Below are 21,211 nucleotides of genomic sequence, written 5' to 3'. Positions count from 1 at the left end.
CAATGCTTCCTTAACAATTCTAAGCCGTGTTTCTTCCTTTAACCTTTTTCCCATCCCGCTCATCTCCCTTATCCCTAGTTTAAAACATTGTAGGGAGGGACTCCAATTTGATTAGGGGGCCTAGGAGCATTTGCAAGCATTTTATCCAGCGGCGCATGTCGGCACAAAGTACCTGTATAAATGCAGGCTTTTTTGCCCGCCAAACCTCCATAAAGCTCCGGTACGCCGAAATCGCGCTTACCTTTCCGCAAATGACCGCCCCAATTTATACTTTCCTGTCTTTTAAGAAAAACAAGCCCTCGCGGTCTTTCGCGAGAGCTTGTTTGCCTGCATATATTGAGGGGAATGCCTTCATCCCCCGCCGTCAGCCGTCCGTCGACCATTCGTTGTCTCCGGGCTTCAGATCGCGATCGATCGTCCTTCCGCCCACGCGAAGCGACAGTCGGGCTTCCATCCCCTCCGGAATCCGGACACGCACGCGGACGGCTCCGCTTTCTTCCCGGTACCAACCTGCGTGGATGACGCCGAGCGGCGTCCCGACTTCAGCTTCGGCGAACGTCAGGCCATCCGGCAGGTATGGGCGGATGACCGCCTTCGCGAAGCCCGGCGCTTCCGACCGGATGCCGACGACGAACTCTTGCAGCAGCCGGGCGGGATAACCGTTCCATGCATGGGAGTGACTCTCCATATCCTCCCAGCCTTCCCACATCGTTTTCGCCCCTTGGGCCAGCATGTATCCCCATCCCGGATATTCCCTCCGGTCCAGCAGCGCGAACGCCTCGGCCTCCCGTCCGTTCTCGAACAGCATGCGCAGCAGCGGCAGCGAGAGCACGGTGCGGCATTCCCACGGCTGACGCGCCACGGAATCGATTGCCGCCTCTCGGTCTTCCGCCGGCAAGAGATCCGCCAGCAGCGCGATGGCCGTCACGCCCTGATGCGTCGCGGACGCGTCCGAGCTGTCCCGGAACCGCTTCGCCTCCCGGTCATACAATTGGCCGACGATCCGGTCCGACAGCTCTAGCGCCAGGTTCGCGTAGACGGCCGCCTCTTTTTTCCGGCCGAGCAAGTCCGCCGAGCGGCTCACGATCCGCAGCGCCAGCACGAGCTTGATCTGCTGCACGGTCAGATGCTCTCCCGCGTGTTCGACCGTCGGGTACGGCCAGTCGCTGATATGCCAGCCTTTGTCGAGCGGCACGAGCCCCGTCTTCGGGTCGCGGATGCCGACGAAGTAGTCGGCCATCCGGCGCGCCGTCTCATAGTGCTTCTCGAGCACCGCTGCATCCCCCGATGCTTCGTACAGCTTCCACATCAGCGTCGCATAGTGCAGATCCCACTCCGGAATTTGAATATGGAAGTCCTTGTGTTCATAGTTGACCGGCGCGACGAACGGGAACGTGCCGTCGGCCAGCTGCGCGTCCGTGAAGTCGGAGAGCGTCTTGTCGACGATGTCGATCGCGTCGAAGTTGTACAGCAGCGTCTCCGCCTGCAAGTCCGTATCCGCCGTATATTGGGCTTGCTCGCGGTGCGGACAATCGACGGTCTGACCTAGCGTATTGTTTTTCTGCGTCCGGATGGCCGCGGCGTACAGCGCGTTCAGATGCTCGTCCGAGCAGGCGAACCCGCCGACGTAAGCCATATCGGTGTGCGCCCAGCAGACGGTCAGTTCGCCGGGCTGAATCTCACCCGGATATCCGGTCACCTCGACATACCGGAACGCCTTGAAGGAAAAGTCCGGCTGCCACGTCTCCGTCTCCTCTCCACGCATCGTATACTCGTCGTAATATTGATCCGAATGCTCGTTGGTCACGTTATGCTTGACCCGGCCGTTCTCGTCGAGATCCTCCGACATCCGGAGACGGATCGTCACTCCCTCGATTCCCTTAAGCTTAAACTTCGGCCAGCCCGAGACAATGCGCCCGGGATCGAACACCTGCGGCCGCTCCCCGTCGACATCGCTCCCCGCAGGCTGTGGCAGCTTCTCGCAGACGATTTCCTCCTCGATCGCGCCCTCCGGAATCTGCTGGACCGCCATCGGCCACTGATCGCGATCGATCTTGGCGACCTTCGCTTTTAGCGTCTCCTCTTCCGCCCAGCCGGCGAAGCGCCATGCAGAATCCAGCTTGCGCGCGTCGTACTTCTCGATCGCGGATATCCGGCGATTTTGCTGATAGGGCGTCCCCGTCTCGTGAGGCATTTCCTTCAGAACCCGCCAAGAGGCGTCGGTCCCGACGACTTCTTCCGTGCCGTCCTCGTAGGCCAGATGGAGCTGCAGCCTGAAGCCCGGCAATCCGTCGCAGTAATTCTGGCCGCTGCCGCCGAGATAATGGGCATCCGCCGTCAGGCAGTTGGTGCCGCTCGCGAGCAGCTCCGTTACGTCGTAGGCCAGATAGGCTTTTCTTTTCTCCGGATTCGTGGGCGCGGGAGAGACGAACCCTCCCAGTCTAGTCCCGTTCAAGTAGACCTTCGCCGTATGGTGCGCGGTGTAAAATAGCTTGGCCGAAGCGAGCGCCCCACGCACGTTGATTTCCTTGCGGAAATAAGCGAAATCGTTGATTCGGATGCGGCGAGATCTCCATATCCACTCCGCCTCCCATACGACCTCCAGATCCGGTCGATGCCTCGCTGCCGTTCCCGGCTCTTTATGGCTTGCGTTCACGATGCCGCCATCCTCTCCGTTTCATTTTTCACTAGCATACAAGAGTCGAGCGGTTGCTTGTAGAGGGGGGCATATGATATGAATAGGGCAATCGCATCCTGATTGAAAGGAGTCGTACTCGTGCCCGCTACTCCGTTTAAGCTCGAAGGCAAGATCTTCTGGCAGCCCGAATTTCCCATTGCGGTCACGCGGGAACGCGAGCGATTCACGCTGCCGATTCATATTCACGATTTCGTGGAAATTCAATTCGTTGCCGAGGGCAAAGGCTTCCATTATATCGGGGACGAACGGATTTACGTTGAAAAAGGCGACTTGTTCATCATTCCTGTCGGCACCCGTCACGTCTATCGTCCCGCATCCGAAGCTTCCAAGGACGAGCTTATCGTCTACAACTGCTTGTTCGACCCTACTGTTCCGGGCATTCTCTCGCGGACATACCCGCTGCCCGCGACCGCATTGCTGCTGCTGTCGGGGGATGACCGGCCGTACCGCCGGTTCAAAGATCTATATCATGAGGGGAAAGCATGCATGGAGGCGCTCTACCGGGAATACAGCTCGCAATTGCCCGGGTACGAAGCCGTTCTCTATGCGCGTCTGACCGAGCTTCTCGTCTGCCTGCACCGTCTGGAGACGGCAGAGAGCGCTTCCGTTTCGACAAGCTCGCGAATGACCGCCGCGCTCGACTTTCTCGAACGCAACATCGAACGCCCGGTTACGCTGGCCGAAGTCGCCGCCCTTCTCCCGGTAAGCGCGAGCTACATGCAGCGCATGCTGAAGCGGGCGACGGGACAATCGTTCACAGAGTACGTGCAAAACCTGCGCATCCGCAAAAGCTGCGACCTGCTGCGCCGAACGACGCTGCCCGTCAAGGAGGTCGCCGCGCGGTCGGGGTATCGCGATTTGAAATTTTTCCACGAGCTGTTCCGCAAAAAAACGGGCAAAACGCCTCTCGCCTACCGGAACGAAGGGGACGACGCCGGCTTCTAGACAACTCGGTGCTCAGGCAAGAAGACGGCGACCGCTTGGGCCGCCGTCTGCATGTCTCGTTAATTCCCGTTCCCTTACCTTTCCCTTACCTTCCACTTTCCTTTTCCCTACGGCAGCAGTTCACCACGCCTTCGCCGCCCATGTTTGCCCTTACGGCTCGTAATAAACTTCGACTTCTCCCAGTTGGAGAACATAATGCCCGTTATTGTCCGGGCGCAGCGCCGATGCGGAGATTCGGATTTTATTCGTCGTATCGGCGTACCCCCAAGTATAGGCAAGCGCCGCCCCCGAGGCAGGCTGGGATTCGTTGGTCCGGGTGACCCGATCCTGCCAATTCGTGCCGTCCCACACTTGAATCTTAAAATCTTTCGGATAGCCGTAAGGCTCGGTACGTCCGACAAGGACGACCTTGTTAAACTTGACCGGGGATCCCATATTGATCTCGATCCATTCGGCATGATCGCTCGTTATTCCCGTCTGCGTCGAGAAATTGGTCGATCTGTTGCCGTCCGTAAGCCGGCTCTTCGGCCATCCCGAATATTCGCTGCTTACCGCGACCGCGGCATTGAGCGCCAGATTCGAAGGCGCTAATGGAAGAGCGAACAATCTGCCTTCCCCAGGCGCAAAGGAGGCCGACATCGCGCCCGTGGCCGCGTTGTAATTCGTGGCGACTTCAGCGCCGGTCGTTTTGGAGATCTCCGTTACCGCGCTCGGCTTGGGCGGAAGCGTGAACGAGACGGTCCGCGAATTGACGGTATCCCGGTTCGTCACCATGACATATGGACGTCCGTCGGCACCTTTCGAGTATCCGATCACGAGCGGATCCGAAGAATTGGACGGCTGAAGGAAAAAGCTCGAAGGCAGCGCGGTCGTGCCGGCGGGCAGCGTACCCGTATGATAGACGGCCTGGGAGCTCAGCGACAACAGCTTAGATCCGAGCTTTAACACCTCAGCGTTAATATTTTGAGCATACGTATAAGAGGCGTTTTTGGTCCCGTCCGGCAGCAGGATGCCATCATGGAAGGATTCTCCTTGTCCGGACGGCGTCTCGTAGGTGAAGTAATTGATGCCTTTGGCCCCGTAGGCGAGGCTGGTGAACACTTGGTACCTCATTTCCGCTTCCGAAGGCGCCCTTAGCGCCCCCGTCACGCCGACGGCTTGAATATAGGTCCAAAAGTCGACCGACGCCGCCAACGATTGCCTGCGTATGATTTCCATATTCGAATAATAGTCAGTGCTGATGCCGCCGCTCGCGCTGAACGGATAATGATCGTACATCAGGAAATCGGGGTTTTTGCCGGCCCAGCGATAGACGTAATCTTCATAGGAAAAAGCGGTCAGGTTTTGATTCAGCGTAAACCAGAAATCGCCGCCGGAGGGACTGCCCGCCACGTAAGCCGTGCCATCCTTCTCCCATTCCGTTCCGTTCGCCGACTTCACGACCCAACCGACGGAATTGTCCCCGCCGCCTCCATGGGTAAGCTCCCAGTAATAGCTCGTATTCGGGCTAACGGCCGCATTCAAAGTAAACTGCGGGTAGTTCGTGCTCGCTCCCGACAGCGTCTGCTGCGCGACCAAGTTCGTTTTGGCGGAAGAATTCCACAGCTTTAGCGTTAATGGCTCGTTCGTTCCCCATGAATTTTTATCGATATACAGTTGTAACGTCGATATTGTCGTCGTCTTTGAATTGGTTTTAAAAGACTGTCCGACGGATTGGGCCGGACTGACGAATACGCCCTTCTGGCCGCCGAATCCGAGGTTGCCCGCATAGGTCGGGAGCAAATTCACGTACGTTAAATGGTCCGGATCCGCCGCTCTGATCTTCTCGATCGTGCTCTGCAAGCCGACCATCTTCTCCGCCGAAGGCTCATCGAGAAGATGATAGCCGAGGAATGCGCCGTTCGTTCGATAATGGCTCGTAATATCGGCGATGTCGGCCGCGTACGGCTCCGCCCCTCCGACGAACATGCTCCGGGCAAAATGAAGATTGAACCACAGATCGCGGCCGGTCTGGGCAACGCCGTCCCGATAAGCCGTTCCTCCGCTATAAGCGTCGGAATTATGATAGATCACGTAGCTTTGAGCCGATGGCCCGTCGGCGGTCAGCTCCATATAATAGGTCGTGTTCGGCGTGAGCCATTTATAAAAATAGAAGACGGGGTGGATCGTCCCCGCCGGTCCGGTAATCGACGAACTCCCGATCAGCGTCGTCTTGCTTGGCGAATCGTATAGTTTTAACGTCATCTTCTGACCGCTCGCCGGCAGATTCTGATCCATGAACAGCTCTACGGTGTCGATCGCGATATCGGGCGTATTCGGCGTCGTGAACGTTTGCCCGAACGAATGGCCGTAATTGAGGAAATCTCCCCCGTCGCCTAGATTTTGCAATTCGTTAAATTTATACGAATCCAGTCTTTCTTCCTGGACGACGCATTTTAAGCCGTTCGCGGCGCACTGCGTCAATGCGGCATCGTTCAGGGTTTGGTTGATGACGCCGTTCGTTAAGAGTACGTATGTCGCATTCATGTCCTTGATCTGTTTGTAACTTTGAAACGTCGTGTCCTGAGGGCCGGGCGACCAGAAGATCCCGATAGGAAACGGAGCGACCTTCGGATCGGGGATCGCGGCTTCCGCGGAAGAAAAAGCGGAGAAAACGAAAAACGTCGCCGATAGGCCTAGAAGGAATGGTGTCTTTTTTCTCACGATAGAACCTCCTTAAGTTGAGAGCGCTTTCCAAAATCGATTTACGCTTTGCACTGCGCTGGCGAAGAAAAGAATGGGCATTCCTGGGGCCGTGAGAACGCACTTAAGTTGCTGCGGGCCGAAAGTGCTTCCGATTAGAAGCACTTGAGCGCACTTGGGTTGCCGTCTGCCCAAAGTGCTTCCGATTAGAAGCACTTGAGCGCATATGGGTTGCCGTCTGCCCAAAGTGCTTCCGATTGGAAGCACTTGAGCGCATATGGGTTCCCGTCTGCCCAAAGTGCTTCCGATTAGAAGCACTTGAGCGCATATGGGTTGCCGTCTGCCCAAAGTGCTTCCCATCGGAAGCACATAGGCGCACTTGAGCTGCCGCCTGCCCAAAGTGCTTCCGATTAGAAGCACTTGAGCGCATATGGGTTGCCGTCTGCCGAAAGTGCTTCCGATTAGAAGCACTTGAGCGCATATGGGTTGGCGCATGCCCGAAGTGCTTCCCATTAGAAGCACATAGGCACACTTGGGCTGCCGTCTGCCCAAAGTGCTTCCGATTGGAAGCACTTGAGCACATATGGGTTCCCGTCTGCCGAAAGTGCTTCTCATTAGAAGCACTTGCGCGCACTTAAGTTGCCGCCTGAAGAACCGAGCAGGCTCAAAGGGGAAGCCCCATAGAGATAGCCCTGTTCTTCGGACTATTCCAAATCCGGAACCGTCTTCAAGTTGTTCGTTCTTTCCTCCGAAATCTCGTCGTACCCCAGTTTCCTTTCCGTTTCCTGCCACTTCGCGATGATGCTCCGGATTTCATCCTCGGATTTAGCCAGCACGCCGGCTACGACCATGTCCTTCCACCGGGTAGCATAGCCTGCGCCCTTCTTCAATTCGATCGGTCCCGGGAGGACGTATGGCGCTTTATCCGTAATGTAGCTGTAGACCGGCTCTCCCTGCACGTAACCCATGTTTTTCAAGGTCTCGATGACGTCGGCCCGCTTGTCGTACGCGGTCGGCGCATAGTACTTGGCCTGGAGCTCGTAGTTCGGCGTCGGACTGTAATACCAGATCCCTTCGGGGATTTTTTCCGTGAGGCTGCCTTTGAATTTATCCGCGGCCGCTTGCGTCTCGACGATCTTGTGGTCCGCGTCGTATTCCCAATCGACGCCTTCTTGTCCGAAGGTCGTCAGCTTCCAGCCTTCTTCGCCCATCGTGTATTCCATGTACTTGATGAATGCATTCAAGTTTTCTTCGCTGATGCTTTTCTTGATGATCCAGTAAGAGTTGACGCCAAGCATGGCCTTACGGACGAAATCCGTGTTCATCGTCGGATTCGTCTTGCTGCTGAATACCGTCGTGCCTACGAACAGCCCGTCTGGATCGACGCTCGCCAGGCTATCGTTGACCGTCATGACATGCGTGCCCCAGGTTCCGAACAGGCCCACCCGGCCGCTGGACGCCTTCTCGATATATTGACCGTACTTCATCGTCAAGCTTTCCTTGTCGATCAGGCCTTCTTTGAAGAGCGAGTTGTAGTACGCCACAAATTCGTACAGATTATCCGTGAATACCATGTCATGCCGCTTGACCTTGCCGTCGTTTTTGTCCGTGAACCAGTCGTTCAAGCCGACCGTCACGTTGCCGGAGCCCGCATAGGAATATTCCGGATTATCGAACATGTATTTATTGTTCCAGAACATCTCTCCGAAATCGATCGAAGGAATGACCTTCTGTCCGTCGGGAAGCTTGATTTTGTCGCGGAAAGCAATCAGCGTATCCCGCAATTCATCCGTCGTCTTGGGCAGCGGAAGGCCGAGCTCGTCCAGCCAATCCTTGCGGATGAGCGGCGCCGTCGCGGGCTTGGTTCCGAGCGGGGACTCGAAATTCTGAGGAGCGCGGAACTGCTTGCCGGTCTCTACGTCCCTACTGATCGGAAGAAGCTGGTTCACTTGCGCCTTATAGTTCGGCATCCGGTCGAGGATGTCGTTCCAGTCGAGCAGGATGCCGTTTCTGCCGAGCGAATCGATCGTTTGCGCCGCCAGCGTGGAGCTTGTCGTCATCAAGATGTCCGGCATGTCAGCCGCCTTGGTCGCCGCCCATAACTGAAGCTTCTTGTCGGCCTCGTCCGAGCTTCCCGCCTTCAGAACGTTGAGCTTGACCTTGAAGCCCAGCGCCTTCTCGAGCTCGGGTCCGATTCTGTCGCGGGCTTCGTCTACAGTCGGCCATCCCCAGTTAAAGGAGGATACGGTAAGCTCCGCAGGAAGCGCTTCCTTCGAAGTCGCCGCCGAAGCGGACGCCTGTTGTTCGGTCGATGAAGCCGCGGGCGCCGATTGTTGGGCCGCGTCGTTCGATTTGGCGCAGCCGGCCAGCACGCTTGATACCGTCAGTGCAAGCGTGGCCAGCGATACGATCATCTTCTTTTTCTTCCTCATGCGAACCTCTCCCTATGATTTCATTATATATAAATACCGTAAGGTACTCATACCGACTGTCCGACTAACCTTTGACCGAACCGAGCATCATGCCTTTGACGAAGCACTTCTGAAGAAAGGGATAGACGACGATAACCGGAACCGTCGTGATGACCAGCATGGCCATTTTGACGGATTCTGCCGTAACGGTCGCTTTGAAGCCCGCATCCATCTTGGAGATGGACGCGATGTTGGACGCTTCGTTCGTTTGGATGATTTTCAGAAGCACGTTCTGCGCGGTCCAGAGGTGTTCGCTCGTCATATAGGTGAATCCGGAAAACCAGTCGTTCCAATGGAAAACGCCGATAAACAGCGCGACCGTCGCCAGCACCGGCGTGCTCAGCGGCATAATGATTCGCCAGAATAGCGAGAAATCGCTGGCTCCGTCGATAACGGCCGATTCTTCCAGGGCGGCCGGCAGCTCGTTCAAGTAGCTGCGGAGGATCAGGATATGGAAAGTGGCGAGCAAATGCGGCAGCACGTATACCATCACGTTGTTGACCAGCCCGAGCATGTCCATGACAACGTAAGTCGGGATGATGCCGCCGGAGAAATACATCGGAATCAGCATCCACCAGGTCAGAAATTTTCGGAAGACGAAGTGCTTCTTGGTTAACGCAAAAGCGAACATCGCGGTCAGGACGACATGCAGCGCAGTCCCGGCAACGACGCGAAACAGCGTAATTTGATAAGCGTTTAACAGCTCCGACGTCTTGAAGATCGCTTTATAATTTTCGAAGGAGAACGACCTTACCCACAGGTAGAGCCCCCCTCGCTGCGCATCCAGCGGATCGTTAAGGGATACGATCAAGACGTAGTAGAACGGATAAATACAGGCGAACGCGAAGAGGAGCATCAGCAATCCGTTAATCGCGGCGAACGCGTCTAGTTTTCGTTTCTTCTCCATGCCTAACCTCCGGCTATCAAATGATGGAATCGCTCTTGGCGGCTTTCGCCAAATAATTGCAGACGACGAACAAAGCCAGGCCGATAAAGGCTTGGAAGATGCCCATGGCCGTTCCGATCGAGTATCCCGTAAGTCCCATATCCTTCAAGTATCGAAGCACGAGCGTATCCAAAATCTCGGCTTTCTGCTGAACGGTTACGTTCGACATCGTCCACAGTTGATCCTGACCCGCCTTGAGCAAGTTCGAGGCGTTCAGAATGAACATCAGCACGATCGTGTTTTTGATGCCCGGCAGCGAGATGTGCCAGATTTGCCTGAATCGGCTGGCTCCGTCCACCCTGGCCGCCTCGTACTGTTGGACGTCGATCGCGGACAGGGAAGCGGTAAAGATAATCGCGCTGAAGCCCATGTTTTTCCAGGCCTCGGTCAATAAAATGATCGGGTAGAAAGCGTCCTTATCGGCCAAAAAGTAAAACGGCTCCTTTAGGATGCCAAGCGAGACGAGCAGGTCGTTCACGACGCCGCCGTCGATGGACAAGAGCTTATACCAGATCCCGGCCGCGATGACCCATGAAACGAAGTAAGGCAAGTAGGAGGTCGTTTGAACGAACTTCCTGAACCATCCCGTACTGATCTCGTTGATCATGAGGGCAAAAATGACGGTCGCGGGGAAGAGCAGGATCATTTTCAGGGCGCTGATGAGGATCGTGTTCCGGAGCGCGTTGTTAAAGTCGGGCATATCGAACAACGTCTTAAAGTTATCGAATCCGACGAAGTCGCTTCGGAACACGCCTTTGAAGACGTCGAAGTCCTGAAAAGAAATGACGACGCCGTACATCGGCAAATAGGCAAACACGAGGAAAAACAGAAATCCGGGCAAAGCGAACGCGATCAACCATTTTTGCTGATAAAGTTTGTTCATGCCTTTCACCTTCTTAGCTATAAAATAATCCTTAAATAATGAAAGCGCTTTCTTTAATGATTGAGCGGGACCGCCCGTTCCGCGCTTAGCTTTGACCTTTCCAAAGCTTCGCTCGTAACGGACTCGATCCTCTATCCTCTTCTCGATTGCGCGTTGCTTCTTATAAGTCTACTTTAACTCACCTTACACCGCTGATCTTGCACGATTCTTACGCGTTTTTTTGACTTTTTTTACGCTTCGTCCGCCATTCGTTCGGCGTCGTTCCCGTCGTTTTCTTGAATACCCGGTTAAAGTACTGTTGGTCGGAAAAGCCGAGTCCGTGGGCGATATCCGCGATCTCCAGCGCCCCGTGCTCCAGCAGTTCTTTGGCCTTGTCGATCTTAAGCCCGGTCACGTATTTGACGAAGCCCTGGTTCGTAGCCGCCTTGAAGACGCGCGACAGGTACGAAGGGTTAATGGCGAATTTATCGGATATCGTCTGCAGCGTCAATTCATCCTCGATATTTCTGGACACGTAAACGATGATTTGATCGATGACCGACGAATTGAGAGCGGCATTGCGGCGTACGTCTCCCTCCGATCCGGTAGCGGCGCGGAACAGCCGCTCGAGCATCGTCTCGATCGCCTTCACGATCGCGCCGCGATCCTCGAGCTCGTCGAGCGCCCTCCCCGACAGAACGTCCGGATCGATCCGCTCGATGAAGTCGTAATCGTTTTTTAAGCAGAACCGGATCACCAGATTGACGTATTCGTTAAACAAGTAGTCGATCGAAATCTCTTCCCGGCATTCGGCCAGCGAGCGAACGAATACATCCTCCGCGGTATGGCGAAGAAGGCCGATCGCTTTCGCGAGGCTTTTATTTTCGAGGCTTTGTTCGGCCAGCTTAAACTTTAGCGCGAGCGCTTGCGAAGCGCCGTTGCCGCGAATCTCGGTCGCGGCATATCGAAAGATTCGGTCCGTTCCGAAGCAGAATCGGCTCTTCAGCGCCATCGCGGCTTGCCGGTAAGCCGTCCTCGGATCGCCGCAAGGCAGGCTGACGCCGATCGTCGCCGCCAACCCGTGCCGTTCGCGCAGCGACGCACGAAGCCCATGCGTCTCCTTAGCCGCCATGTCGGCTAGCCGATTTTCGTCCTCGCCGCCGAATATCAGAATGAAGGTATCCTTGCCGAAGTAATTTTCCAGCATCCAGCCGTTTCCCGTTTCAGCGTCGAACCGATCGCGCATTTCCCGATAGACTTCGCCGCCGACCGGCTGCTCGCCGGCATGGAGCCTGACCGAGGCAACGACGTAGACGCCGTGTCTTAGAAGGGAGATTTCCCGTTTGGCTTCCCATTTCTCGCCTTCGTCCTCCCGCCGGTCGGTCAACAGATGATAAATTTCCTTTTCCATGGCCAAACGGCGATTTTCCCTGCTGACCGTCTCGATCCGCTTGCTGTCTTCCTTCGCCTGTCCGGAGGCCTCGATCGCGGCCCGCATCGCCTCCACGACGGGGATGAGATCCAGAGCTTTGACCGGCTTGAGTACGTAATCCGTGACGCCGTGCTTCATCGCTTTGACCGCGTAATCGAAATCGGCGTAACCGCTGGTTACGATAAACCTGGTGTCCGGATACCGTTCCTTTACGGCCTCGATCAATTCCAGCCCGTTCATGACGGGCATCCGGATATCGGTCAGAATCAAGTCCGGAAGCTCGCCGCCTTCGATCAGGTCCAGCGCTTCCCTGCCGTTGCCCGCCGTTAACACGCTTTCGAACGAAATGGAGCTGCTTTGCAGCAAATAAACGATTTTGTCCTTGCTCAATTCTTCGTCGTCTACGACCATGACCTTCATCTGGATGCACCTCACTGCATTTTGCGACCTGTAATGACGACTTTTGTCCCTTTCCCCTTCTCGCTTTCAATCGCTATTCCGTAATCGCCGCCGAACAACAGCTTGAACCGCATGTTCACGTTTTTCAGTCCTACGCCCCCGCGCGGCTCGGCATGAGGCAAGGAACCGCCTCCGTCGATGCTTTGCTTGATCTGGCGAAGCTTGGGCTCTTCGATGCCGATTCCGTTGTCCGACACTTCCAGCACGATCGAATCCTCCGTTGCATAGACGCCGATCCGTATGATATAAGCCTGGGACATTTCGTTAAAGGCATGCTTGATCGCGTTCTCGACGACGGGTTGAAGCGTGAACCGAATCGTCCGGTATGCCAAGACGTCTTCGTCGATCTCATAGATGACGCTTAATCGATTTCCGTAACGAACCTGGATGATTTCCAGATAATTTTTCACGTGCTGGATTTCGGTTCCGATCTCCACGACGTTATGGCTTGCGATGTTCATGTTATACCGGTAAAAATCGGCCAGCTTTTCCACCATTTCATTGATTCGGACATGATCCCGTTTGATGGCCAGCGAGCTGATCGCATCGAGCGTATTATATAGAAAATGCGGGTTGATCTGGTCCTGCAAGCTCTTGATCTCGGCTTCGTTGCGCAGCACCTGGTTTTCCAGCACGTTCTTGACCATCGCATTAAAGCTCTGGCTGAGATCGCCGATCTCGTCGTTGCGGTTGATGTCGCTCCGGATTTTGTAGTTCGACTTCTCGATGTTTTTCATCGTCTTGGACAGCCGCTTGAGATCCCGCGTGCTCCTCGTCACGAAGAGATGTACGGCGAGGATCAGGATGACCATCACGATGATTCCCGTCAGCATGATGATGATTTTCGAATCGTTGATTTGTTTGTCGATCTTGTTTTGGTTAATCAAAGAGACGACGTACCAGCCGGTCGTCGCGGAGTTTTTAACGTTGGCATAGTAGCTTGATCCGTTGAAATGAAGCGTATCGAACTCAGTCAGCCGGCCGATGTCCTTGCCGCTGAACTCGTCATACGTCGAGACGTCGGAATTGAGGCTGAAAATCACCTTCCCGTCGGCCGTCGTAATCAGAATATCGTCGAAGGCCTGGTTGTTGACCCCGTTGAGAAAATCCGAGAACAGGTTTTTGTCGGCGCTCAGCACCATAAAGTCTTTTTCTCCGGGCAGGTTGTCCCATAACTTGATGGCCTGTGAGAATAGCGTATTGTTATCCTTGCCCGGCAGCAGGGAGAATCCGGGCAGCAGCACCATCGATTGATCGGAATCGGTGATCTCGCGATACATGTTCGTATTCAAGGCGTTGCGAATGTACTTGAAATCCTGGCCGTCATTTAGATCCGTCGTCAGAATTTCCTGCCTGTCGAAGAGAATGACCGACAGCGACTTGTACCCTTTGAAAAAAATGAGCGATCGGATGTTATCGTAAAAATGATTGTAAGCCGAATAGCCTTCGTACGTTCCGACGAACTTCTTGTCCGCGATCACGGGGAGATTGGCATCCTCGGAGAGGATCATCAGCACCTTCTGCATATCGTCGACGTAGCGGTCGATGCTGTTGCTGATCTGCGCGTTCAGGCTCGTGACGTACTGATTGATGTTTTCCTTCGTGTACTTTTCCATAAAATGCGACAACAGCGCGCTTAGCACGGTAATAAATACGATGCCGACGACGGTGTTGAACAAAATAAATTTATTTCTTAAACCAAAAAAGAGGAATTTCATCCTCTTCTGGAAATGGGGAACGATATTCGTTCGTATAAAATAACCTCCTGACGCGGAAGCCCGATCTAGATGGCGATGCAGAGTTGTTTCATTATATCATCGTCAGTCGAATCGCAGCGTAATTTCGGCTTCTCCGTCGAACCCCTCAACCAGGACGTTTTGCCGCGACGCGGCATAAGTTCCGCCCATGACGCTTGCGGGAATCGCCCCCTCCGGATGCGGGAGCCGGATGCTGACCGTATTCGGCTTCCTGTCCGAACGGCAAACGACTTTCGCCACGATCTCCTTCCGGTCCAAATGCGATTCGACGTGCAGCGAGACGGGCCCGAAATAAGTCGCGATGCCGTCCAGCTCGATGACGTTGCCGCTCTCCAGCCATTTGCTCGGAATGCCCGGCAGCAGGTTCAACCGCTCTTCCCCGTCTTCCATATACAGCATCCAGCGGGTCTGCATAAGGAACCAGCCTTCTTCGTGCGTCTTGTGCGGGCTGGCGTGCCAGAAATGCTCCCAGAACGTATACGTCTCCCGGTCCGCCAATCCGGCAAACCCGTTATAATAGGCCTTCAGGAACGGCTTGACCTCGCCGCGCTTTAGGTGCACCCACGGATGAATGCTGTAGTACGGCTGGCTCAGCGCGACGTTGCGGGTACACATCAATTCATGATGGTAATTCAACATGAACGACGACGCGTCTTCCTCGGAATCCACGACCTCCTGAAAAACGAGGTAGAGCGGGCCGAGCAGCGAATCCCGCGTGGCGACCGAGCCGTGCGTCAGCCACTTGCCGCCTTCCCCGTTCACGGCAAGCGGTCCCCTGTGCTCCACCCAAGGCGGAACGGTCGGCACCCAGCTTCCGTCGGCCAACGGGACGACCGGCGCATTCGCCATCGCGGCGAACAAAGCTTGACGGATATCCGCTTTGAAGGCTTGCGCCTCGGCTTCGATCCGCGCGGAGTTGCCGGGATCGATGTCCCTCAGCATCTCCGCCAGCCTGCTCATCCCCATGTACGCATAGCCGTTTAACATAAAGGAACGGAACGGATCTTCCGGATCCGCCGTCTTTCCTTCCAGCATACCGTAGCCTTTGCCTCGAAGCGCCTCCGTTTTATTGCGCTCCCTCCACTTCGCCAGATAATCGAACGCTTTCAGCAAATGATCCTTGATTCGCACAACCCATCGTGCGTCCCGCGTATATCGGTAATGCTCTCCGAGGCTCCACAACGCGGCGCCCGTTTCCAGCATATATCCGCCGTAATTTTGCATGAGACCGTCGTCGTGCTGCTTATCCAGGAAAAACCGCAGCGCCCGCTCCGCAACATCGTTCCAGCCCATGGATTCCATGAATTGAATGATCGGCGAGCTCTCCGAGCCGATCGCCGTATACACGCCGATCGTCGGGACGACCGTTCCGCCGGGCTCCAGTCCGTAAGAGACGAGATCGAGATGGAGCAAGCCCGCCTTGACCATCTCTTCGATCCGCGGCTCGGGAAGCTTGATCGAAGCCGCCCGGGACAGCTTCTCCCGCCAGAACGCGCGGCATTCCGTCCATCGCGCCTCGAAGGACTGCCGGCTCAAGCCTTCGGCGCGTTCCCTGGAGATCGGCCGGTGAGGCAGGTAAAATTCGAAGGCGACCGACGCGCCCGGAGGCAGGAGAACGGCCGTCTCTTCCATGCGAAGCGGTTGTCCGTCCAACTTGGATACGCAGAAGACTCGATCCTCCGAATAGCGGACGAACCCGGTATCCCCGTCAAATTCGTATTGCTTGTCGTCGTTCAGGACAAAAGCGTTTGGCACGACATTTTTGAACCAGGCGTACCTGGGCACTTGGGCGTTGTTGGTGGCTACCGCCCGGAAGTAGAGCACCGTCTCCTCTTCCCGGTCCAGCTCCTGCGGCAGGATCCGTTCCCGCAGCGCCGTTTGTTCCTCCGTCAGCATATGGAAGTGACCGAAGCCGTCGGCAGCGAGATAGTGCGTGCCCCTTAACGTATCGGCATTTAACGGGCTGCTTTCGTAAGAGACGAACGATACCGTGTCATAGACGACGTCGTTGTCCGAGATGGATGCGTGCAGGATGGGCAGCGCCCCGTCCTCGAGCCTGCGGGAGATGCCTTCCACGCAGCCGACGCCTCGGCCAAGCATGTACCGGTAACAGACAGGCTTGTCCTCGTTCTCGGGCAGCTTCGCCTCGAAGCCATGGAATCTCGGCTGCACCCAATCCCATAGCCGCTCTTCCCCGCCGATGCCGCGAAATCCGACGCCAAAAATCCGAACGTCTCGCGATAACCCGAGCCACGTCTGCGAAGCGAGCTCCCGCGTATGCGCGGCGGCGTTCTCGTAGCTTTCTTCCGGTTCCTCCTCGATCCGCTGCAGATCGGTGACCAGATTCTTCGCCTTGATATCGAGCTCGATTTGGTCGTAGGTCCGATCGTCTTCCGCTTGCGTGACGGCGACGCCGTAAGCGGGGATGTAGATCGGATAGCCCTTGTTCACGTCGCTCAGAAAAAAGCTGAACGGGTACTGTGGCGCATCGATCTTCACCAGGATCGCCGGGAAGCGGTTCGCCTCCTCCGTTTCTAATGTCACTTCCAGCCGCACCGGATTACCGTCCGTGAAGAAACGATTTCCTTCGGACTTGCCGCTCCCCCGCATGATTGCCGTAACGAGCGTGCCGGCGGTCGCCGTAACGTTCCCCTCGATCGGCCCCGTTTTCCACTCTACCGCGATTTTTGCTTTCATTTATTCCGCCCCCTTATGTCACCATTTCCAATCCGCGTGAAAGCGTTATCATTTATAATTCTACTATAGCCTTCGGCGAGAAAATACGATTGTACAATGCTTACGTTTTCTTTTGGACTTTTTTTACTTGGGGAAGTCGTATGATCCGAGCAGATGACGGATTGCTTAACTCATGAAAAAAAGGCACAGCCCCCTTATGAGAATAAAGGAACTGTACCCTGCTTCTTTAAATTAAACCCGCCGCTTCCAGCAAACGTTTGGCGAACGCCGCCGTTTCCGCCCGCGTGATATTGCTGGCTGGACGGAGCATATCGTCGCTGCCTTCGACGATGTGCAGTTCTACGCAGAGCGCCGCCGCGCCTTTGGCCCAGCCGCCGAACGACGCGCTATCGCGAAATGCGACAAGCCGTGCGGCAATTTGCTCATCTGTCAACGTTTGATTGTTACCGGCGAGCTTCAGCGCCCGCTGCATAATGACCATTGCTTCCTGACGGCTGATTCGCTTGTCCGGGCCCAATTTAGTATCGCCGTACCCCTGGATCAAACCATATTCCTGGGCAATAGCCACCTCCGTGTAATACCAATCGCTCTCGTTTACATCGGCATAGGCAATCCTATGGTGCGCTTCATGCAATCCAAGCGTGCGGACGATAATCGAGATAAACGCTGCTCGCGTAATTTCCTGATTCGGAGCAAAATGACTTTCGTCAATCCCGTTAATAACGAGACGTGCGCTCATTTCGTTTACGGTGTCCTTGGACCAGTGATTTTGGACGTCCGCGAACGATTTTTGATTGTAAATAACCGAATAAACGCTGTTGGTCAGGCTGTTGATCACTGCATAGAATTTACCGTCCTTCTGGACTATCTTTGTTGGCACATGGACGAATGTGCCGTCCGGCATCGCCACGACGCCGGTCGTAATACGGCTCGGATCCGTACCGTCAGGAATGGCAATCGTACGCTCCACGTATTCGTTGAACCGGCTGACCTCGACCTGCTTGCCATCGTAGCTGGCTACCAGCTTGAACGAGACGGCCGGTGCGATCATTTCGACATTGCCGTTCTGTTGCTTCTGCAGGACGATCGCCGGATCGTCAGGGGACAGATTAGAAATCCTTGAGCGCAGCATTACTATCGAACATGGCGAACACCGTGTCGATGTCGATTAGTCTCGCAGGAATGGTGTACGATGCATTGTTCGTTTGCACCTGGAGCACCGCTTCGTGCGCAGCCATGTTTTTAGCCATCAGTCCGTTCAGCATGCTGAATGCTTGGTCCTCATCCTTAGTAAACGGAATGATGATGATCGCATGGTTGCCTTCCGTCTCAAGCTTTGCATTCATCGCTTGATCGTCGAGCTTAATGGTGCTTCTCTTGCGGCCGTCCGGCAATGTTTCTGTTTTGACCGTTGCCATTTGCTTCTGCACGACACCGTTAACGATCAATTGGGCGGAATTCGAGTCAACCGGAGTCGTCGGGTTCGGATTCGGACTCGCTTGTAAAACAAAGGAGACCGCCGCATTGCAGTCGGCATATAATTCGCCGTCGTATGCGTTCCAGACCAGTTTGGCCGTGCCGGACCAGCCTAGCTGAGGCGTATAAACCAGTTGGTCGATATGCGCGATATCGATTTCTTGACTCACGGCAGCCGCGACGTTATTGAACATAAGCGTGCCGTGATCCGGCAGCGAGACAATTTTGATTTTTTGCAGTGTACTGCCATCCTCGTTGCTGTATCCGAAGAAGGACGCTGATAAGGAAACGGCCTGGTTATCCATTCCGGAATGCTTATAATCGGCGAGTTGCGGCACCGATTTGTACGCGATCGTATCGGTATAGCTCGAGCTGACATTACCCAGGGAATCCTTGAGCTGCATATAAACGGTTTTTGTGCCTTTGCCGCTTGTTAGCGTCCATGCTTGGCTGGCTGCTATGGCCTGCCATTCCGTCCAATCGGTATTGTCGTTGGAGAAACGGGCTTGAATGCCGCCTGCGCCGCCGCCGTCCGATCCGGTGACCGTAAGGGTTACGGTCTTGTTCGCGGTCGAATCGGCATTGCCGTTGATGACGAGCGTACCGATCGGCGCCGTCTTATCCAGATTGAATTGAATCGTCGTGCTGTTGCCGGCCGCATCTGCCACTATCAGCGTGTGCGAACCTTCCCCGTCCACGATTCCGCCGCTTGAGAAGCCGGCGCCGTCCAACGTAGCCGTGCCTTCGTTGAAGGCGATCGTCAGGTCGCTTGAATACTCTCCGGCATCGGCAGCGCCTGTAATGACCGGAGCGGTCTTGTCGATCGTGAAGCTTACCGTCGTCGTATTTCCGGCCGCATCTGTCACGATCAGCGTATGCGAGTCTTCCGCGCTCACCGTGCTGCCGCTCGTGAATGGGGAGCCGTCCAGCGTCGCCGAGCCTTCGTCGAAGGTAATCGTTTTGTTGACATTATACTGGCCGCTGTCCGCTACACCCATAACTACCGGCGCCGTCTTGTCGATCGAGAAGGTTACTGTCGTCGTATTCCCCGCCGTGTCCGTCACGATCAGCGTATGCGGACCTTCCGCGCTCACCGTGCTGCCGCTCGTAAAGGGGGAGCCGTCCAGCGCCGCCGTGCCTTCGTTGAAGGTGATCGTTTGGCTGATGTTGTAGAGCAAACCTTCCGTCACGCCCGTCACGATGGGCGCCGTCTTGTCGATCGTGAAGTGGATCGTCGATGTATTCCCCGCCCCATCCGTTACGACCAGCGTATGCGGACCTTCCGCGCTCACCGTGCTGCCGCTCGTAAAGGGGGAGCCGTCCAGCGTCGCCGTGCCTTCGTTGAAGGTAATCGTTTTGTTGACATTATACTGGCCGCTGTCCGCTACACCCATAACTACCGGCGCCGTCTTGTCGATCGTGAAGTTTACCGTCGTCGTATTCCCCGCCGTGTCCGTCACGATCAGCGTATGCGGACCTTCCGCGCTCACCGTGCTGCCGCTCGTAAAGGGGGAGCCGTCCAGCGTCGCCGTGCCTTTGTTGAAGGTGATCGTTTGGTCGACGTTATATAGGCCGCTGTCCGATACACCTGTCACCACCGGCCCCGTTTTGTCGATCGTGAAGTTGACCGTCGTCGTATTCCCCGCCGTGTCCGTAACGATCAACGTATACGAGCCTTCCGCGCTCACCATGCTGCCGCTCGTGAATGCGGAGCCATTTAACGTCGCCGTGCCTTCATTAAATGTTATTGTTTTGCTTGTATTGTACAATCCGGTGTCCGTCACGCCCAGCACTAACGGCGCAGTCTTGTCGATTATGAACGTCACTGTTCTCGTATTCCCTGCCGCATCCGTCGCGACCAGCGTATACGAACCTTCCGTGCTTACCGTGCTGCCGCTCGTAAATGCGGAACCGTTCAGCGTCGCCGTACCGTCGCTTAACGTAAGGGTACGGTCATTATTATAGCTGGAGCCGTTCGCCGCTCCAGTTACCGTAGGCGCCGTTTTATCGATCGTAAAGTGCACCGTCGTCATATTATCCGCCGCGTCCGTCACGATCAGCGTATAGAAGCCTTCCGCGCTCACCGTACTGCCGCTCGTAAATGCGGAGCCATTCAACGTCGCCGTACCTTCATTAAACGAAATCGTTTTGTTCGTATTGTACAAGCCGGCTTCCGTTACGCCCGTGACCACCGGAGGCGTGGTATCCGCTGGCGGGACATTCACAACCTGCGTGACTGCAAAAGTTACAGGCGTCATATTGTCGGCCGTTACCGTAACCGTAGCCGTATAAGTCCCTGCGACGAGCCCGTCGTTCGCTTTTACCGCAAAGGTCGTCGATGGCGTCACGCTGTTTAGCGTGGTCAACAACGGCTGCGTAACCGTAAAGCTGCTGGCGTTCGTTCCGCTCAACGCCGTCGTCAAGCTCGTCAAGTCCCCGGTTCCCGTACGCGTCACCGTTACCGTCTTGGTCTCCTGCGTTTCCGGCGCATAGCCCGCGTTCAGCTCAGTCGGCGTTACATCCGATAAAGAGGAGATCGTGTACATCGGCGGAACATAGGGTAATTGCGAAGTCGAAGAATTACGAGGAATAGGGGTCCTAGCCACAAAGTCCGTTGAATTGTTATTGGTATCCAGACTAGAAGCGTAGCTCGAGAACACGCCGTTGTTCCCGTCTTTGCGGACAAGTCCCAGAATGTTGGACACAGAAGGGGCTGCCGCAGCGCCCTCCCAATTAGCCGCGGTACCCCAGCCGACAAAATCTACAACATCAGGATTGTTGAGAAC

General features: G+C 55.5%; 11 protein-coding genes. 1 reads left to right on the top strand and 10 read right to left on the bottom strand.

Translation table 11 applies throughout. The annotated features are described in order from the left end of the window. Window positions 1-364: 364 nt before the first annotated feature. Window positions 365-2,656, bottom strand: coding sequence for a family 78 glycoside hydrolase catalytic domain (locus ACFOTD_RS25085; RefSeq protein ID WP_378122674.1), 2,292 nt, complete (start codon window positions 2,654-2,656; stop codon window positions 365-367). Between the two features lie 120 nt (window positions 2,657-2,776). Here ACFOTD_RS25085 and ACFOTD_RS25080 point away from each other — a divergent pair, with 120 nt between their 5' ends. Further along, window positions 2,777-3,643, top strand: coding sequence for a helix-turn-helix domain-containing protein (locus ACFOTD_RS25080; RefSeq protein ID WP_378122673.1), 867 nt, complete (start codon window positions 2,777-2,779; stop codon window positions 3,641-3,643). A 150-nt stretch (window positions 3,644-3,793) separates the two neighbouring features. Here ACFOTD_RS25080 and ACFOTD_RS25075 read toward each other — a convergent pair whose 3' ends face one another. The 9 genes from ACFOTD_RS25075 to ACFOTD_RS25035 all read right to left on the bottom strand — a co-directional run bounded on the left by ACFOTD_RS25075 (window position 3,794) and on the right by ACFOTD_RS25035 (window position 21,130). Then, window positions 3,794-6,346 carry a discoidin domain-containing protein gene (locus tag ACFOTD_RS25075; protein WP_378122672.1) on the bottom strand — a complete coding sequence of 851 codons (2,553 nt, stop codon included), beginning with the start codon at window positions 6,344-6,346 and terminating at the stop codon, window positions 3,794-3,796. A 683-nt stretch (window positions 6,347-7,029) separates the two neighbouring features. Continuing rightward, on the bottom strand, window positions 7,030-8,757 hold the full coding sequence (locus ACFOTD_RS25070; protein WP_378122671.1) for a type 2 periplasmic-binding domain-containing protein: 1,728 nt from the start codon (window positions 8,755-8,757) through the stop codon (window positions 7,030-7,032). A gap of 64 nt (window positions 8,758-8,821) precedes the next feature. Continuing rightward, window positions 8,822-9,703, bottom strand: coding sequence for a carbohydrate ABC transporter permease (locus ACFOTD_RS25065; protein ID WP_378122670.1), 882 nt, complete (start codon window positions 9,701-9,703; stop codon window positions 8,822-8,824). 16 nt (window positions 9,704-9,719) lie between these two features. Continuing rightward, on the bottom strand, window positions 9,720-10,625 hold the full coding sequence (locus ACFOTD_RS25060) for an ABC transporter permease (RefSeq protein WP_378122669.1): 906 nt from the start codon (window positions 10,623-10,625) through the stop codon (window positions 9,720-9,722). A gap of 208 nt (window positions 10,626-10,833) precedes the next feature. Continuing rightward, complete coding sequence (locus ACFOTD_RS25055; protein ID WP_378122668.1) at window positions 10,834-12,456, bottom strand: response regulator transcription factor; 1,623 nt, start codon at window positions 12,454-12,456, stop codon at window positions 10,834-10,836. An 11-nt stretch (window positions 12,457-12,467) separates the two neighbouring features. Continuing rightward, window positions 12,468-14,174 (bottom strand): sensor histidine kinase, encoded by a 1,707-nt coding sequence (locus ACFOTD_RS25050; RefSeq protein WP_378122667.1) that lies wholly within the window; start codon window positions 14,172-14,174, stop codon window positions 12,468-12,470. A 141-nt stretch (window positions 14,175-14,315) separates the two neighbouring features. Continuing rightward, complete coding sequence (locus ACFOTD_RS25045; RefSeq protein ID WP_378122666.1) at window positions 14,316-16,949, bottom strand: glucosidase family protein; 2,634 nt, start codon at window positions 16,947-16,949, stop codon at window positions 14,316-14,318. A gap of 226 nt (window positions 16,950-17,175) precedes the next feature. After that, window positions 17,176-18,000, bottom strand: a complete 825-nt coding sequence (locus ACFOTD_RS25040) for an S-layer homology domain-containing protein (RefSeq protein WP_378122665.1) — start codon at window positions 17,998-18,000, stop codon at window positions 17,176-17,178. A gap of 58 nt (window positions 18,001-18,058) precedes the next feature. Beyond that, on the bottom strand, window positions 18,059-21,130 hold the full coding sequence (locus ACFOTD_RS25035; RefSeq protein ID WP_378122683.1) for a beta strand repeat-containing protein: 3,072 nt from the start codon (window positions 21,128-21,130) through the stop codon (window positions 18,059-18,061). Window positions 21,131-21,211 lie beyond the last annotated feature (81 nt).

The organism is Cohnella sp. GCM10012308 (assembly GCF_042649185.1).
Taxonomy (GTDB): Bacteria; Bacillota; Bacilli; order Paenibacillales; family Paenibacillaceae; genus Cohnella.
The sequence above is the reverse complement of the archived record's forward strand: the minus strand, read 5'-3'. Positions and strand labels throughout refer to the sequence as shown.

Coding starts and splice junctions, on each gene's coding strand:
- ACFOTD_RS25070 (WP_378122671.1), bottom strand. CDS start 8,757: ATGAGGAAGAAAAAGAAGATGATCGTATCGCTGGCCACGCTTGCACTG.
- ACFOTD_RS25065 (WP_378122670.1), bottom strand. CDS start 9,703: ATGGAGAAGAAACGAAAACTAGACGCGTTCGCCGCGATTAACGGATTG.
- ACFOTD_RS25060 (WP_378122669.1), bottom strand. CDS start 10,625: ATGAACAAACTTTATCAGCAAAAATGGTTGATCGCGTTCGCTTTGCCC.
- ACFOTD_RS25055 (WP_378122668.1), bottom strand. CDS start 12,456: ATGAAGGTCATGGTCGTAGACGACGAAGAATTGAGCAAGGACAAAATC.
- ACFOTD_RS25045 (WP_378122666.1), bottom strand. CDS start 16,949: ATGAAAGCAAAAATCGCGGTAGAGTGGAAAACGGGGCCGATCGAGGGG.
- ACFOTD_RS25040 (WP_378122665.1), bottom strand. CDS start 18,000: ATGATCGCACCGGCCGTCTCGTTCAAGCTGGTAGCCAGCTACGATGGC.